This window comes from Sulfitobacter undariae (assembly GCF_014196805.1).
Taxonomy (GTDB): Bacteria; Pseudomonadota; Alphaproteobacteria; order Rhodobacterales; family Rhodobacteraceae; genus Sulfitobacter; species Sulfitobacter undariae.
Map to the genome: position 1 here is coordinate 155,958 of NZ_JACIEI010000003.1, position 15,478 is coordinate 171,435.

Genomic DNA, 15,478 nt, shown 5'->3' on the forward strand with positions numbered 1-15,478 from the left:
GCGGGGGCGATGGCACGATCATAAAGCCATGCGCGTTGCTGGTCTAGCTGGCCAGCAACGCGCAGTAGAGCGTGATAAGCTGCGCGGCTTCTCTTTCTAAGGAGAAATGCTCAGTCACATGGGGGCGGGCATTTTTTGACCACTGCGCAAGCGTTTCGGAGGCAAATGCGTTGGTGATGGCCTCGGACAGCTCTGGGATGTTGTCGGGATCAACAAGTTTTCCAGTCTCTGGCGTTACGATCTGTTCAAATGCACCGACGCGGGTGGCGACAACAGGCACGCCGCAGGCCATAGCCTCGATCGGGGTGAGGCCAAAGCCCTCCCAGCGTTGCGGCGCAACATAGAGGTCAAGAACGCGGTACCAATCGGCCATGTTTTCAACAGGGACTTCGGGGAGAAAGTGAACACGGTCGGCAACGTCAGTTCCATTGACGCGGTCCTTGAGGGCCTCAAGGTAGGTTGCATGTTTCTCTGTCGCACGGCCCATGATCAGGGCATGTGCCTTTGGGTTTGCCGCAAGCACAGGCAGCATTGCGTCCACAAAAGCATCGGTGCCTTTTTGATGCCGAATGCGGCCATAACACCCGATAAGAAGTGCGTCGGGCAGGCCCAGCGATGCCCGTAAGGCGCTGCGGTCCTCGGCGGGGGCGTAGTCGTCCAGATCAATGCCGTGCATGATCACTGTGGCAGGGGATTCAAGATAGGCTGCTGTTTTATCCGAGGTGGCCACCACGGCGTCCATGCGGCGGATCAACCAACGGGTCAGGCCGGATTGTTTGCGCTGTGAGGCAGAGGTGAACATCAGCTTCAGGCGTTTGCCGAGCAGGTATTTCAACGCCAGCCCGCCGATCATTTCAACATTGCGGCGGGCGTGCCAGACGCGGGTGGTTTTGCGGGGCAGGGTCAGCAGCTTGTGCAGCGGTATCTGTGGGACTTGGGAAGGGAGCACAGGGCCGGTGGCAACAATGCCGATGTCACGCGCCTGTAGCGGCACCAGCCGAACAACTGTTGCCGTGACACCAGAAAGGCGGCGCTTGAAATTGGGTGCAATGACGCGGATGGTGTCTGGATTAGTCATGAAAGTCCCAATGCGTTAATCAAACGGCTGGCGATAATGTCGAGCTTGCCTGTTTCTGCGTTTACGAAGTTCTTGGCAACGGTCACTGCCGTGTTACGGCGTTGGCTGTCACATAGCAGCCCATCTATTTGCGCGGCGAGGTCTTCGGCATCCGCAACAAGGCGTGCGGCACCTGCTGTTTCCATATCCGCATATGTTTCGGCAAAGTTGAACACGTGGTTGCCCGATAAAACAGTGGCTTCTGATTGGGCAACTTCAAAGGGGTTGTGCCCCCCAATGGGCAGTAACGACCCCCCAAGAAACACGATGTCGCTCAGCGCGTACCAATTGCCCAATTCACCCAATGTATCCGCCAGATAAATCGCACCCTCAGGCAAATCGCCTCGGCTGCGGTGTGTATAGCTCAATCCGGTATCGGAAATCAGTTGCGCAACCTGCGTGCCGCGCTCGGGGTGACGGGGGCCCAGAATAAGATGCAGATCGGGGTGTTTTTCAAGCAGCAGTTTATGCGCGGCCAAGACGGTTTTTTCTTCGCCCTCGTGGGTCGACGCGGCAACCCAGAGGGGGCGGTGGCCCAATGCTGCACGGGTTTCAAAGATCAGGTCTTCGTCCGTGGGCAGCGGCCCTGCAAAGGACTTGAGGTTCTGGCCCCGTGCGACACGGGCTGCGGGGGCATGGATGCGTACCATTGCCTCGGCCATGGCATCGTTTTGGGTCAGGATCAGATCAAAGACATCCAGCACATAAGCGGCAAGTTTTGGCCGTTTGGCCCATGCTTTGAGCGATCCCTCGGAGAGGCGTGCATTGACCAACGCCATTTTCGCGCCTGCGGCATGGGTCCGGCGCAGCATTTGGGGCCACAGCTCGCTTTCTACAAAGACGGCGGCATCGGGGTGCCAGTGTTTCAGGAAGCGTTTGAGCGGGCCCGGGGCGTCCAGCGGGGCGAACTGGTGCACACAGCGCGGCGGCATGCGTTGGGCGATCAGGGCGGCGGATGTGGCCGTGCCAGAGGTGATCAGGAAATGCGCGTCAGGCAGGGCCGCGCCCATGCGGGTGATCAGGGCCAGCACCGACAGGCTCTCGCCAACCGAGGCCGCGTGAAACCAGATCAACGTGCCCTCTGCGCGGTTCTCGGTTGCGTGGCCAATGCGCTCGTGGGCGCGGTGTGTCGGCACATCTGCTTTGCGCAGCTTGTTGATCACATGACGCGACGCAAAAGGCAGCAGTGCCATGCTCAGCGCCACATAAGTCCGGTAAAGAAACGGTACACGCATCTGGCTCACCCGCCTGTATGGCTCATGTGGCGGGGCATTTGGCCGCCTGCGGTTTGGCGTGAATAGTCAAAATCGTGACCTTTGGGTTTGAGGTTGATCGCCGCGCGGATGGCATCCTCAAGCGGGGCGTCATCATTGGGGTGGGCACGCAGGGGCGCACGCAGATCGGCCATGTCTTCTTGTCCAAGGCACAGATAAATTTCACCCGTGCAAGTCAGGCGTACGCGGTTGCAGCTTTCGCAGAAATTATGGCTTAGCGGGGTGATGAAGCCGATTTTCTGGCCCGTTTCCTCCAGCCGCACATACCTTGCCGGTCCGCCAGAGTTCTCGGCCAGATCGGTCACGGTGTAATGTTCGGCGTATTTCGCGCGCACATCCTTGAGCGACCAATACTGCCCGATGCGGTCCTCATTGCCGATGTCGCCCATGGGCATGACTTCGATCCACGTCAGGTCCATATCGCGCTCGGCGCACCATTGCGTGATCTGCGCCAACTCGGGTTCGTTAAAGCCTTTCAAGGCCACAGCGTTTATCTTGACCCGAAGGCCCGCAGCCTGCGCCGCATCAATGCCGCGCAGTACTTGAGGTAGGCGGCCCCAGCGGGTGACTTCGGCAAATTTGGCCTCATCCAATGTATCAAGCGAAATGTTGACCCGCCGTACACCAGCTGCATAGAGATCAGCAGCGTATTTTTCCAGCTGGCTGCCATTGGTCGTCAGCGTCAGCTCTTTGAGCGTGCCTGCATCCAGATGCCGTTTCATCCCGTCAAAAAACGTCATGATTCCCCGCCGGACCAGCGGCTCTCCGCCGGTGATGCGCAGCTTTTCTACACCCAGCCCGATGAAGGTCGAGCACATGCGGTCCAGCTCTTCCAACGTGAGCAATTCGCGCTTGGGCAGGAAGGTCATGTTCTCGGACATGCAATAAACACAGCGAAAATCGCAGCGGTCCGTGACGGATACGCGCAGATAGGTGATGGCGCGAGCGAAGGGGTCAATCAATGGGGTATTCATGCCTTCAGTGGTATAGGTGGCATGGAAAGGGGGCAAGGATGATTTGCAGGGGTTGGAGTGAACGTGAACCTGCATTATCATTGTGTTATGAAACGTATACCCATGCCCCTCGTCACAGCGCTTGCCGCTGCTTTGTCGCTAAGTGCCTGTGCCCAATTGGGCATCGGTCAAAAGAAATCCGTTGAAGCGCCTGCTGCGTCGCTACCCGAAGGGCAGGCGGCCCAAGCGGCAGCACCTACCGTCGATCCCGTGGTGACAACCGCGCCGCCGCCATCGCGGGCGGCGAATACCCAAGCAACGCTGGATACCACCACGCCAGAGCAACGCAAAAAAGCGGCGGCTCCTGTTGCGCCGCAAACTGGCACAAAATCACTTGGGTCAACCGTGGCAAGCCTCGGCAGCCCGACAGAGCCGGGATTCTGGCTTAAGACGCCGCTGGTGAAATCCGAAACAATGGGGCGTGTGACCAACAAGGCAAATGGAAAATCCTCGGCGGTCAGGTTGATCCCGATCGATGGCCCCGCCACGGGGGGGAGCCGCTTGTCGCTGCCTGCGATGCGGCTCATTGAGGCGTCACTGACAGAGCTGACAGAGCTGACAGTTACCTCAGACGGTTAGAGATCCGCTCAACTGCGCAGACTTAAATACCGCAGCAGCCTCGATGTGTATCAAGGAGGCTGCTGTGATAGATTCAGGCTAACACCAATCAGCTGCCGCGCTGCAATTTGGCTTTCTTCGCTTTCAGCATTTCCATCAGTTTACGCGCCATGCCGGGTTTCTCGACCTGTGGCGCACGCGCCAACGCCAGCGCATCCGCTTCGACATCCGATGTGATGACCGAGCCTGAGCCCGTCATCGCGCCGTTGCCGATGTGCACGGGGGCGACCAACATGGTGTTGGACCCGATGAAAGCATCGGCGCCAATGTGGGTGTGGTGTTTCATCACGCCATCATAATTGCAGGTGATGGTGCCTGCACCGATATTCGCACGCGCCCCAACAAAAGCATCACCGATATAGCTGAGGTGGTTGACCTTGGCGCCCTCGGCGATGGTGGCGTTTTTGACCTCGCAGAAGTTGCCGACGCGGGTGTTTTCCTCCAACTCGGCACCGGGGCGCAGGCGGGCATATGGCCCGACAGTGGCACCGCGCGACACATGGCAGCCCTCAAGATGGCTGAAGGCGCGGATCAGCACACCGGATTCAACCGTCACACCGGGGCCAAAGACCACGTTGGGTTCAATCACCGTATCGCGGCCAATATAGGTGTCACGGGCCAGATATACGGTTTCGGGCGCTTGCATCGTTACACCGTCTTCCATCAGGATCGCACGGGCGCGGGCCTGAAAGGCGGCTTCGGCCTGTGCCAGTTGCGCCCGTGAATTGACGCCCAGCGTTTCGGCTTCGTCGCAGGTGACAGCTGTTGCCTTTAGTCCGCGTGCATTGGCAAGCCCGATGATGTCAGTGAGGTAATATTCCTCGGAGGCATTTTTGTTGTCCACGGCTGCAATCAGGTCAAAAAGCAAGGCTGCGTTACAGGCGATGACACCGCTGTTGCATAGGGTGATGGCGCGTTCGGCCTCGTTGGCGTCTTTGAACTCGACAATCTTTTCCAGCGCGTCGCCATTCATGACCAAACGGCCATAGCGGCCTGGATCAGCGGCCTCAAAGCCCAAAACAACGACATCAGCCGCGGCAGAGGCTTCCATCATTTGCTCCAATGTCTCGGGTGAGACAAAAGGCGTGTCGCCGTAAAGGACAATCGCCGTCCCGTCAAAACCTGCCAGTGCCTCTTTGGCTTGGTCCACGGCATGGGCGGTGCCCAACTGCTCGGTTTGCAGCACAACAGTGGCGGTTTCATCATAGGCGTGGGCGGCGGCAGTGACTTGGTCGGCCCCGTGACCTGCAACAACAATCGTGTGCTCAGGCTCAAGCGTGGCACCAGCCGCCATGGCATGTACCAGCATCGGATCACCTGCGATGGCGTGCAGAACCTTTGGCATTTCAGAGTTCATGCGTGTGCCCATGCCTGCGGCAAGGATGATGAGGCTGGTTTTCATGGCTGATCCGTTCTTCGCTTGGGTTTTTATCTGTTTAACGGATGTGCTGTTTGGTGCAAGCAGGCTTTGAAGGGCGCTGCGATGTAGCTTGCAACGCTGTGGGGCGCAGGGTACGCAATTCGGGTGATAAATAGGGGATGACAATGAAGACAGTGGTATTCGATCTGGACGGCACTTTGGCCGACACCAGCGGTGATCTGATCTCGGCGGCCAATGCGTGTTTTCGTGACATGGAGGCAGGTGATCTGCTGGACCCTGTGGCCGATGCAGGGGTGGCGCTGCGCGGCGGGCGGGCAATGTTGCGGCTGGGCATGTCACGCATGGGCCGCAAAGATGATGATCCTCTGATTGACGAATATTACGACGCGTTGCTTTTTCACTACGAGCGCGACATCGACACACATACCCGCCTTTATGATGGCGCAATGGATGCTGTGGCCGAGTTGAAAAAACGCGGTTATCTGGTGGCGATCTGTACCAATAAACCCGAAGGCCTTGCGCGGGAATTGCTGACGCGGTTGGGGGTGCTGGACCAATTTGCCGCCGTGTTGGGCGCGGATACGCTGCCTGTGCGCAAACCTGACCCAGAGCATTTGAACGAGACTGTGCGCCGTGCTGGCGGTGATCCTGCGCAATGTGTGTTGGTGGGCGATAGCGACACGGATCGCAACACGTCACGCGCTGCTGGCACGCCGTCGATCCTTGTGACATTTGGCCCGTCGGGCGAAAATATGGCGGCGCTGGAGCCAGAGGCGCTGCTTGAACGCTATGAGGATTTGCCGGACCTTGTCGAGACGCTGCTGGGAAAGGCGTAAGCCATGAGCGAGGTCTTTACAGGTAGCTTCACGCAACAAGAACCCATTCCCGAAGCAGGCATCGAAGCCGCGGTTGCGGTGATGCGCCACGGGCGGTTGCACCGCTATAACACCGTGGCGGGTGAGACGGCCCAAACGGTTTTGCTGGAGCAAGAGTTCGCTGCCTATGTGGGTGTGAAATACTGTCTTGCGGTGGCATCGGGTGGATATGCGATGGCGACGGCGTTACGGGCTGTGGGGGTGCAGGCGGGAGACCGTGTGTTGACCAATGCCTTTACGCTGGCCCCTGTGCCGGGGGCGATTGCTGCGGTAGGCGCAGTGCCTGTGTTTGTCGGTGTGACCCCTGCATTGGTGCTGGATCTGGATGATCTGGCGGCCAAGGCCGATCAGGGCGATGTGCTGCTGCTCAGCCATATGCGGGGGCATTTGTGTGACATGGATCGCCTGATGGAGATTTGTGACGCAAGCGGCATTATAGTGATAGAAGATTGCGCCCATACGATGGGGGCGGCGTGGAAGGGCAAGGCATCAGGGACATGGGGCAAGGTGGGATGTTATTCCTGCCAGACCTATAAACATATGAATGCTGGCGAGGGTGGGTTGTTTGTGACCGATGACGCCGAAGTTGCCGCACGGGCGATCATGTATTCGGGCAGCTATATGATGTATGAGAAACACCTCGCGGGGCCACCCAGCGAAGTGTTTGAGACCATCCGCTTTGAGACGCCAAACATATCGGGCCGCATGGACAATCTGCGCGCCGCGATCCTGCGCCCGCAACTGGCTGACCTTGCCACCCAATGCGCTCGCTGGAATGAACGCTATTACGCAGTTGAAGCTGGCGTGCGCGATACTGCGGGTCTGACGGTGATTGACCGCCCAGCCGAGGAAACCATCGTTGGGTCTTCGATCCAGTTCTTGCTGGACGGTTGGGGAGAAAACGCTGTGCAAGACTTGCTGGCGCGCTGTGCCGCACGCGGGGTAGAGCTAAAGTGGTTCGGCAATGCCGAGCCTGTGGGGTTTACCAGCCGCTATGACAGCTGGCGCTATGTCGATGCGCCAGCGATGCCAGCGAGTGATCGCGTTCTGGCAGGCATCATCGATATGCGGGTGCCGTTGACCTTCAGCCTTGAGGATTGCGCCCTGATTGCGCGGATCATCAGAGATGAGGTCGGTCGGGTGTATCAAGCCCCTCACTGAGATAAAAATGCTTGCGCCGGTTCTATCCCGCGCAAGCACTCTCTCACCACTTGAGGTTAGAAAAGCAACTTCCCATGGTCACCCGCATCGGGCTTGCTGTCTGTCAGATTGGCTTTGGCAACCTCATAGAGAAAACTCACGCTGCCATCCGTTGCCCAGACTTCTGCTTCACGCGGTGTAAAACGCAGTAATTGGATGTCGGGGTCATCTTTACCATCCTCAAACCACGCACCTGCAAAAACACTCCAGATTTCATCCAGCATCTTGCGGTCTGTCACGGCCTCCAAGGCCCCATCGACGCGGGCATACAGGCTCTCGTCTGCGCTCGACAGCAGGAATTGTGAGCGGGTGCTGGCGGCAGCAGATTTTGCCAGATCGGTGTCTTTGGCAGTGATAAACCAGATGGTGCCACTGTTTTTATCGGCATGATGGCTCATCGGGACGGCAGGCGCGCTGTCGGTTGAAAGCATCCCTGCACGGGTGTCTTGAAGACGGTCCCAGAACTTTTCCTTGAGATTATCGGTCATGTCTGTCTCCTTAATCATGTCTGTTACTGGCAAACGCCGATGGCTCGCGTTTCGTTCCTTGAAATGCTTGACGCAGGGCCATTGTTCTGCAAGTAATGAACAAGTGTTCAATAAATGCGATCAGGGGAGAGATTTCATGTTTAACGCCACAATGCAGTTTGACTTGGGTGAAGACGTAGGCGCGTTGCGCGAGATGGTTCACCGCTGGGCGCAGGAACGTGTCCGCCCGATTGCCAATAAAATTGACAGTGACAACCTGTTTCCCGCCGATCTTTGGCAGGAGATGGGTGAATTGGGCATGCTGGGTATGACCGTGGATGAGAAATTCGGCGGCACGGGTATGGGCTATCTGGCGCATACGGTTGCGGTTGAGGAAGTGGCGCGTGCCAGTGCCTCTGTCTCGCTGTCCTACGGGGCGCATTCCAACCTTTGCGTCAACCAGATCAGCCTGAATGGCACGGATGAGCAACGCGCGAAATACCTGCCCAAGCTCTGCTCTGGCGAGCATGTTGGCGCGCTGGCGATGTCTGAGACGTCTGCCGGCTCTGACGTTGTGTCGATGAAGCTGAGCGCGGAAAAGCGCAATGACCATTACCGCCTGAGCGGCAATAAATACTGGATCACCAATGGCTGCGATGCAGATACGCTGGTGGTCTATGCAAAGACAGACAAAGATGCAGGCTCCAAAGGGATCACAGCATTCCTGATCGAAAAAGACATGAAGGGTTTCACCACTTCTGCGCATTTCGATAAATTGGGGATGCGCGGCTCAAACACCGCCGAGCTGATCTTTGATGATTGCGAAGTCCCGTTTGAGAATGTTTTGGGCGAAGAGGGCAAAGGTGTACGCGTTCTGATGTCTGGTCTGGACTATGAACGTGTGGTGCTGGCGGGGATCGGCCTTGGCCTGATGGCCGCCTGTCTGGATGAGATCATGCCCTACATGGCCGAGCGCAAACAATTCGGTCAGCCGGTAGGGAACTTCCAACTGATGCAGGGCAAAATGGCGGATATGTACACGGCGATGAATTCGGCGCGTGCCTATGTTTATGAGGTTGCCAAAGCCTGTGACCGTGGCGATGTGACCCGTGCAGATGCGGCGGCGTGCTGTCTTTATGCGTCTGAGCAGGCGATGGTACAGGCGCACCAAGCGGTGCAGGCCATGGGCGGTGCGGGCTATCTGTCGGACAACCCCGTTGCGCGTATCTTCCGCGATGCCAAGCTGATGGAAATCGGCGCTGGCACCTCTGAAATCCGGCGTATGTTGGTGGGCCGTGAGATGATGGCGTCCATGTCATGAGGAACACACTGCCGGGTCTTGATGATCAAGGACGTTGGGATGTTCCCGCACGTCTGAACATGGCGCGGCAGTGCCTGAGCCAGCCTGCATCGGCATTGGCTGTGATTGACCTGACAGACGGCCCGCGCCGCGACGTGAGTTACGGCGCGCTGGGCGAGATGGTGGATGGATTGGCACGGGCGCTGTTGCCGCGTGTACAGGCTGGGGATCGGGTCGGCGTATTGCTGAGCCAAAGCCCGTGGTGTGTGGCCGCCCATCTGGCAATCTGGAAAATCGGTGCGATATCCGTGCCGTTGTTCAAACTGTTCAAACATGATGCGCTGGCCTCTAGGGTCTTGGATGCAGGGGCGGCTTTGGTGCTGACCGATGCAGAAGGGGCCATCCTGCTGGGTGATCTGGCCGAACCGCTGTTGGCGGATCAAATAGGGCTGGGCGGCGATACACCTGTGGATTTTGCCGATACTGCTGCTGATGACCCTGCGGTGCTGATTTATACCTCTGGCACTACAGGCACGCCCAAAGGCGCCTTGCATGCGCACCGCGTTTTGACAGGGCATTTACCCGGAGTGGCAACCAGCCATGATCATCTGGGGCAGGCGGGCGATTGCCTGTGGACCCCTGCGGATTGGGCGTGGATTGGCGGGTTGTTTGATGTGGCGATGCCCGCGCTGGCGCTGGGTGTGCCTGTGGTTGCGGCACGTATGGCCAAGTTTGATGTGGATGAATGTGAGCGGATCATCACCCAAGGCGATGTGCGCAACGTGTTTTTCCCGCCCACGGCACTGCGGATGCTGAAAGCTGCGGATGCGCGTATCGGCGGTCTACGCTCGGTTGCCAGTGGGGGGGAACCGTTGGGGGCTGAAATGCTGGCATGGGGCCGCACTGCGCTGGGGGTTGAGATCAACGAATTCTACGGCCAAACCGAATGTAACATGGTGGCCAGTAGCTGTGGCGCGCAATATGCGGCACGCTCAGGGTGCATCGGCAAAGCGGTGCGCGGTTTCGAAGTTGCTGTACTGGAAGGCGACATGCCAACCGACGGCGAGGGCGATGTTGCCATCAGGCGCGGTGCTGCCTCAATGATGCTGGGATACTGGCAACGCCCCGAGGAAACCGCCGCCAAGTTTCGCGGCGATTGGATGCTGACGGGCGACCGTGGCATGTGGGAGGGCGACTTCCTGCGTTTTGTCGGGCGTGATGACGATGTGATCACCTCCAGCGGCTACCGCATTGGTCCTGCCGAGATAGAAGACTGCCTGCTGACCCACCCTGCGGTGGCGACGGTGGGCGTTGTGGGCAAGCCGGATGCGTTGCGCACCGAAGTGGTGAAGGCCTATGTTGTGCTAAAACAAGGCATGCAGGTGCAGGCATCCGATCTTCAGAATTGGGTCAAGGATAGGCTGGCAAGCTATTCCTACCCAAGAGAAATAGCTTTTCTGGATGCGCTACCGATGACGGTGACGGGCAAGGTGATCCGACGGGAATTGAAGGCGCGGGCCATGGCGGAGAAGCTATGATTTCATCTCGAAAGATCGCTGGGCTTGAATGCCCAAACTGTTTTGAGTTGCAAGCGCCGGTACAGATATTGCGCACAATCAAAGGCGATGATGGCTGGGTTAAATCCGTCGCTTGCAACGCTTGTGGCGTAGCGTTGCGTGTGAGGTCGGGAGACGGTTTTCTGTTCAGCGGGTCTTTGCTCGCTATGGTACTGGCTGCTGCGTGGATAACTGGGGTTATCCAATATGTTGGAGAAATTAGAGTTAAGGAATTTGAAGTTATGGCATTTTTTGAAGCAGCACTTCGGTTTGTTGGATATTTTTGGATGGTTTTCTGGATTGCTATCCCGCTTTCCTCTCAGTTTCTAACATTGGAGCAAGACACATGAAACTTTCTTCCCAAGCCCTGCCATCATCTGAGCAGTTCAAAACCAACACCGCTGCGCATCTGGACGCGCTGGAGCAAGTCCGCGAAGTGGCGCAGGCGGCAGCCCTTGGCGGCGGTGACAAATCCCGCGAACGGCATCTGAGCCGCGGCAAGATGCTGCCGCGAGAGCGGGTGGCGAACCTGTTGGATGCGGGATCGCCGTTCCTAGAGGTCGGTGCAGTTGCGGCGCATGGGCTTTACGGCGGTGCCGCGCCCTGCGCCGGAGTGATTGCTGGCGTTGGCAAGGTCCACGGCCAAGACGTGATGGTGGTCTGCAATGATGCCACCGTGAAGGGCGGCACCTATTATCCGATGACGGTGAAAAAACACCTGCGCGCCCAAGAGATTGCCGAGGAAAACCATCTGCCGTGTATTTATCTGGTGGATAGCGGCGGGGCGAACCTGCCCAATCAGGATGAAGTGTTCCCCGACCGCGACCACTTTGGCCGTATTTTCTATAACCAAGCGCGGATGAGCGCCAAAGGCATCCCACAGATCGCAGTTGTGATGGGGTCATGTACCGCTGGCGGTGCCTATGTGCCTGCGATGTCGGATGTGACAATCATCGTCAAAGAGCAAGGCACGATCTTCCTTGCGGGACCGCCACTGGTCAAAGCCGCAACGGGGGAGGTTGTTTCCTCAGAGGATCTGGGCGGCGGGGATGTGCATACGCGCCTGTCGGGGGTGGCTGACTATCTGGCTGAAGATGACACACATGCGCTGGCGTTGGCCCGCCGCGCCGTGAGCCACCTGAACCGCGCCAAACCTGCCACTGTGCAATGGCAAAGCGCGGAAGAACCTGCGTATGACCCCGATGAAATCCTTGGCGTTGTGCCTGCCGATCTGCGCACGCCCTATGACATCCGCGAAGTCATTGCGCGCACGGTTGATGGCAGCCGCTTTGATGAATTCAAACCACGTTTTGGCGAGACATTGGTCACAGGCTTTGCCCATGTCAAAGGCTGCCCTGTGGGGATCATCGCCAATAATGGGGTGCTGTTCTCCGAGGCTGCACAAAAAGGTGCGCATTTCGTCGAGCTGTGTTCGCAACGCGGTATCCCGTTGGTATTCTTGCAAAACATCACCGGATTTATGGTGGGGCGCAAATATGAGAACGAGGGCATCGCACGTCACGGTGCCAAGATGGTGACGGCTGTGGCCAGCACCAATGTGCCCAAGATCACCATGTTGGTAGGGGGATCGTTCGGGGCAGGTAACTATGGCATGGCGGGGCGTGCTTATAGTCCGCGCTTCTTGTGGACATGGCCTAACAGCCGCATTTCCGTCATGGGCGGCGCACAGGCGGCCGGGGTTCTGGCCACGGTCAAACGCGACGCGATTGAACGGTCTGGCGGTACGTGGTCCGCCGAAGAAGAAGCCGCGTTCAAGCAGCCCACTGTGGATATGTTTGAAGAGCAATCGCACCCGCTTTATGCCTCGGCGCGGCTGTGGGATGACGGGATCATTGATCCGCGCAAAACCCGCGATACGCTGTTCCTCAGCCTGTCAGCCAGCCTGAATGCGCCGATTGAGGAAACCAAATTCGGCATATTCCGGATGTGAGGAGAGTACCATGACCAAGACCTTACAAGACATTGTCGACGCAAACCCTGATGCAGAAACATTCCGTTTTGGCGATACGCCTGCATTGTGCGAAACGATCAACGCCATGGTGCGCAGCGGTACCAAAACCGCGACCTGCGAGGCGGCATCGGCATATGGTGCACAAGGCGATGAATGGCCTGAAGTGGGCCGCCGTGACATCGCGCTGAACTGGGACGGCACACCCGCCGCGATGATTGAAACGGTTGAGGTGAAAACCCGTCGCTTCAACGAAATAGATGCCGAATTTGTCGCCGCCCAAGGCGAGTTTCGCGATCTGGCCCATTGGCGCGAAGCCTATGAGGCCTATTTCCGGCGCAGTGGCGGCTTTGCGCCCGACATGAAACTGATGTGTGAACGGTTCACTCTGATTGAGGATTACGCGTAATGTTTGACACGATTTTGATAGCCAACCGTGGTGAAATTGCTTGCCGTGTGATGGAAACCGCCCAGTCGATGGGCGTGCGCTGTGTTGCTGTGTATTCCGATGCGGATGCGGGGGCCAAACATGTGGCGCTGGCGGATATTGCAGTACACATCGGCGGCTCAACCCCTGCGCAGAGCTATTTGCGCGGTGATGTGATTATTCAGGCGGCGCTGGATACGGGTGCGCAAGCGATCCATCCCGGCTATGGTTTCCTCAGTGAAAACCCCGAGTTTGTGGATGCGGTTGAGGCGGCGGGCCTGACGTTTATCGGGCCATCTGCGGATGCGATCCGCGCGATGGGTCTCAAGGATGCGGCCAAGGCATTGATGATCAAGGCAGGTGTGCCCGTTGTCCCCGGCTATCACGGCAAGGATCAATCAGATGATCTGCTGGCCAGTGAGGCAGGCAAGATCGGCTATCCGGTTTTGATCAAAGCGGTGGCTGGCGGTGGCGGCAAAGGCATGCGTCTGGTTGAGGACGCAGCAGGCTTTGCCGAGGCACTGGCATCGGCGCGTTCCGAAGCCAAGACCGCTTTTGGTAACTCGGATGTGTTGGTTGAGAAATTCGTGACCCAGCCGCGCCATATCGAGGTGCAGGTGTTTGGCGATGGCAAAACGGCGGTGCATTTGTTTGAGCGCGATTGCTCGCTCCAACGCCGGCATCAGAAGGTGATCGAGGAAGCCCCAGCGCCCGGCATGGCCGAAGAAATGCGCCACGCGATGGGGCAGGCGGGTGTGAAAGCCGCCGAAGCGATTGGCTATAAGGGCGCGGGCACGGTTGAATTCATCGTGGATGGGTCTGGCGGGCTAAAGGCAGACGGGTTCTTTTTCATGGAGATGAACACGCGGTTGCAGGTGGAGCACCCTGTGACCGAAGCGATCACAGGTGTTGATCTGGTTGAGTGGCAATTGCGTGTGGCCGCTGGTGAGGATTTGCCGAAATCTCAAGATGAGCTGACAATTAACGGCCATTCGTTTGAAGCACGGCTGTATGCTGAAGACGTGCCAAAAGGGTTTTTGCCTGCCACAGGCACGCTGACCCATCTGGCGTTTGATCCGGCATGCCGCGCCGATAGCGGTGTGCGCAGTGGTGATACGATCAGCCCGTTTTACGATCCGATGATCGCAAAGGTCATTGTGCATGGCCCGACACGCGATGTGGCGCTGGCGCGGTTACGTCAGGCTTTGGCGCAATGCGAAGTCGGTGGCACGGTGACCAACCTTGCCTTTCTGGGGGCTTTGGCGGGGCATGAAGGGTTCCGCAAAGGGGATGTCGATACAGGGCTGATTGCACGGGATATTGAGGCGCTGACAGCGGTGCCTGCGATTGCATCACGTCATGTGGCTTTGGCTGGCATGGCGGTATTGGAGCTGTTGGAGGGCGATCCCGAGGCTGGGTTTACCCTTTGGGCCCCCTTAATGCAGCAGGTGACGCTGGCGTGGGGTGAAGAAGAGCATCTGGTCAAAGTCGAAGTACTGGGACCTGATCATCAGCATTGGCACATCGCTGGTGAGGTGGTTGAGGCGCGGCGCATTGGCGGCAAATGGCAGATTGGTGGACTACCTGCTGCACGGGTCAGTGTTGCGGGCGATGTTGTCACTGTGTTTGACGGCTATGGTTTGGTGTTCACGCGGATTGATCCGCTGCAACAGGCGGCGGGTGCGCAAGGCGATGGCAACTTGATCGAAGCGCCCATGCCCGGTCTGGTGCGCGAAGTCTTTGCCAGCGTTGGCCAGACGGTTGTCAAAGGCGACAAACTGGCCGTGCTTGAAGCTATGAAGATGGAGCACAGCCTGCTGGCAGCCCGTGATGGTGTTGTAGCCGAAGTGCTGGCGCAAGCGGGTGATCAAGTAGAAGCAGGGGCGGCGCTGGTGCGGTTGGAGGCTGAAGAAGCGTGAAGCTGTTTGACGGTCAGGTTCATGTGCTGGAAATCGCTGGCCTGATCGTTGCAAGCGTTTTTGCCCATGCCATCGGCTATAGCCTACCGATTTTGGCGGCGATTTTGTTGATTTTATGGCCTCTGCTTTTGCTACAGATGCTTGCAGAAGGCCTGTTGATCGCGGTTTTCGGCGGTATAGAGCGTCTTTACCGCAAGGCCCGCCCGCCCAAGCCAAAGCCAGTTGCGCCACCAAAGGCTTCCGTTGTGCCGCGCACAGGGATTGCGCGTTATCTATGGTATGTCCCGCTGCTCACCATGACGGCAGGATACGCCAGATACGTATACGAAACTGGCCGCTGGTTTTTATAATGCAAAGGATAG

15 protein-coding genes are annotated in these 15,478 nt (G+C 58.0%); 10 read left to right on the forward strand and 5 right to left on the reverse strand.

The features are described 5' to 3' along the window. Window positions 1-43 precede the first annotated feature (43 nt). Genes GGR95_RS06515 through moaA form a run of 3 tightly spaced genes read right to left on the reverse strand, consistent with a single transcriptional unit; the run spans window position 44 to window position 3,365 of the window. A complete protein-coding gene (locus GGR95_RS06515) occupies window positions 44-1,078 on the reverse strand; it encodes a glycosyltransferase family 4 protein (protein WP_184564028.1) in 1,035 nt (344 codons plus the stop codon). Next, the gene (locus GGR95_RS06520) at window positions 1,075-2,352 is read right to left on the reverse strand and encodes a 3-deoxy-D-manno-octulosonic acid transferase (RefSeq protein WP_184564030.1); all 1,278 of its coding nucleotides are present in this window, start codon (window positions 2,350-2,352) and stop codon (window positions 1,075-1,077) included. Before GGR95_RS06520 ends, GGR95_RS06515 begins: the two co-directional genes overlap by 4 nt. A 5-nt stretch (window positions 2,353-2,357) precedes the next feature. After that, window positions 2,358-3,365, reverse strand: coding sequence for a GTP 3',8-cyclase MoaA (gene moaA, locus GGR95_RS06525; RefSeq protein WP_184564594.1), 1,008 nt, complete (start codon window positions 3,363-3,365; stop codon window positions 2,358-2,360). Window positions 3,366-3,452: 87 nt separating this feature from the next. Between moaA and GGR95_RS06530 the strand changes: the two genes are divergently transcribed. Continuing rightward, the gene (locus tag GGR95_RS06530; protein WP_184564032.1) at window positions 3,453-3,983 is read left to right on the forward strand and encodes a hypothetical protein; all 531 of its coding nucleotides are present in this window, start codon (window positions 3,453-3,455) and stop codon (window positions 3,981-3,983) included. A gap of 88 nt (window positions 3,984-4,071) precedes the next feature. On the opposite strand, the gene glmU is transcribed toward GGR95_RS06530, so the two are convergent. After that, window positions 4,072-5,424: a bifunctional UDP-N-acetylglucosamine diphosphorylase/glucosamine-1-phosphate N-acetyltransferase GlmU gene (glmU, locus tag GGR95_RS06535; RefSeq protein WP_184564034.1), complete on the reverse strand. Its 1,353-nt coding sequence runs from the start codon at window positions 5,422-5,424 to the stop codon at window positions 4,072-4,074. Window positions 5,425-5,567: 143 nt separating this feature from the next. On the opposite strand from glmU, the gene GGR95_RS06540 reads away from it, so the two are divergent. Together GGR95_RS06540 and GGR95_RS06545 are read left to right on the forward strand one after the other, a co-directional pair. Then, complete coding sequence (locus GGR95_RS06540) at window positions 5,568-6,239, forward strand: HAD-IIIA family hydrolase (RefSeq protein ID WP_184564036.1); 672 nt, start codon at window positions 5,568-5,570, stop codon at window positions 6,237-6,239. A gap of 3 nt (window positions 6,240-6,242) precedes the next feature. Continuing rightward, complete coding sequence (locus GGR95_RS06545) at window positions 6,243-7,439, forward strand: DegT/DnrJ/EryC1/StrS family aminotransferase (RefSeq protein WP_184564037.1); 1,197 nt, start codon at window positions 6,243-6,245, stop codon at window positions 7,437-7,439. 56 nt (window positions 7,440-7,495) lie between these two features. On the opposite strand, the gene GGR95_RS06550 is transcribed toward GGR95_RS06545, so the two are convergent. Continuing rightward, window positions 7,496-7,966, reverse strand: a complete 471-nt coding sequence (locus tag GGR95_RS06550) for a pyridoxamine 5'-phosphate oxidase family protein (RefSeq protein WP_184564039.1) — start codon at window positions 7,964-7,966, stop codon at window positions 7,496-7,498. A 136-nt stretch (window positions 7,967-8,102) separates the two neighbouring features. On the opposite strand from GGR95_RS06550, the gene GGR95_RS06555 reads away from it, so the two are divergent. The 7 genes from GGR95_RS06555 (at window position 8,103) to GGR95_RS06585 (ending at window position 15,466) form a co-directional block, all read left to right on the forward strand. Next, window positions 8,103-9,266: an acyl-CoA dehydrogenase family protein gene (locus tag GGR95_RS06555; protein WP_184564041.1), complete on the forward strand. Its 1,164-nt coding sequence runs from the start codon at window positions 8,103-8,105 to the stop codon at window positions 9,264-9,266. Continuing rightward, the gene (locus tag GGR95_RS06560) at window positions 9,263-10,783 is read left to right on the forward strand and encodes an AMP-binding protein (protein ID WP_184564043.1); all 1,521 of its coding nucleotides are present in this window, start codon (window positions 9,263-9,265) and stop codon (window positions 10,781-10,783) included. The genes GGR95_RS06555 and GGR95_RS06560 overlap by 4 nt, the downstream gene beginning before the upstream one ends. Window positions 10,784-10,851: 68 nt before the next feature. Continuing rightward, window positions 10,852-11,151, forward strand: coding sequence for a hypothetical protein (locus GGR95_RS06565; protein WP_184564045.1), 300 nt, complete (start codon window positions 10,852-10,854; stop codon window positions 11,149-11,151). After that, entirely contained in the window at window positions 11,148-12,752 is a 1,605-nt protein-coding gene (locus GGR95_RS06570; protein WP_184564047.1) for a carboxyl transferase domain-containing protein, read from the forward strand. Before GGR95_RS06565 ends, GGR95_RS06570 begins: the two co-directional genes overlap by 4 nt. Before the next feature lie 10 nt (window positions 12,753-12,762). Then, window positions 12,763-13,179: an ASCH domain-containing protein gene (locus tag GGR95_RS06575; protein ID WP_184564049.1), complete on the forward strand. Its 417-nt coding sequence runs from the start codon at window positions 12,763-12,765 to the stop codon at window positions 13,177-13,179. After that, window positions 13,179-15,116, forward strand: a complete 1,938-nt coding sequence (locus tag GGR95_RS06580; protein WP_184564051.1) for an acetyl-CoA carboxylase biotin carboxylase subunit — start codon at window positions 13,179-13,181, stop codon at window positions 15,114-15,116. The genes GGR95_RS06575 and GGR95_RS06580 overlap by 1 nt, the downstream gene beginning before the upstream one ends. Continuing rightward, the gene (locus GGR95_RS06585; RefSeq protein WP_184564053.1) at window positions 15,113-15,466 is read left to right on the forward strand and encodes a hypothetical protein; all 354 of its coding nucleotides are present in this window, start codon (window positions 15,113-15,115) and stop codon (window positions 15,464-15,466) included. Before GGR95_RS06580 ends, GGR95_RS06585 begins: the two co-directional genes overlap by 4 nt. Window positions 15,467-15,478 lie beyond the last annotated feature (12 nt).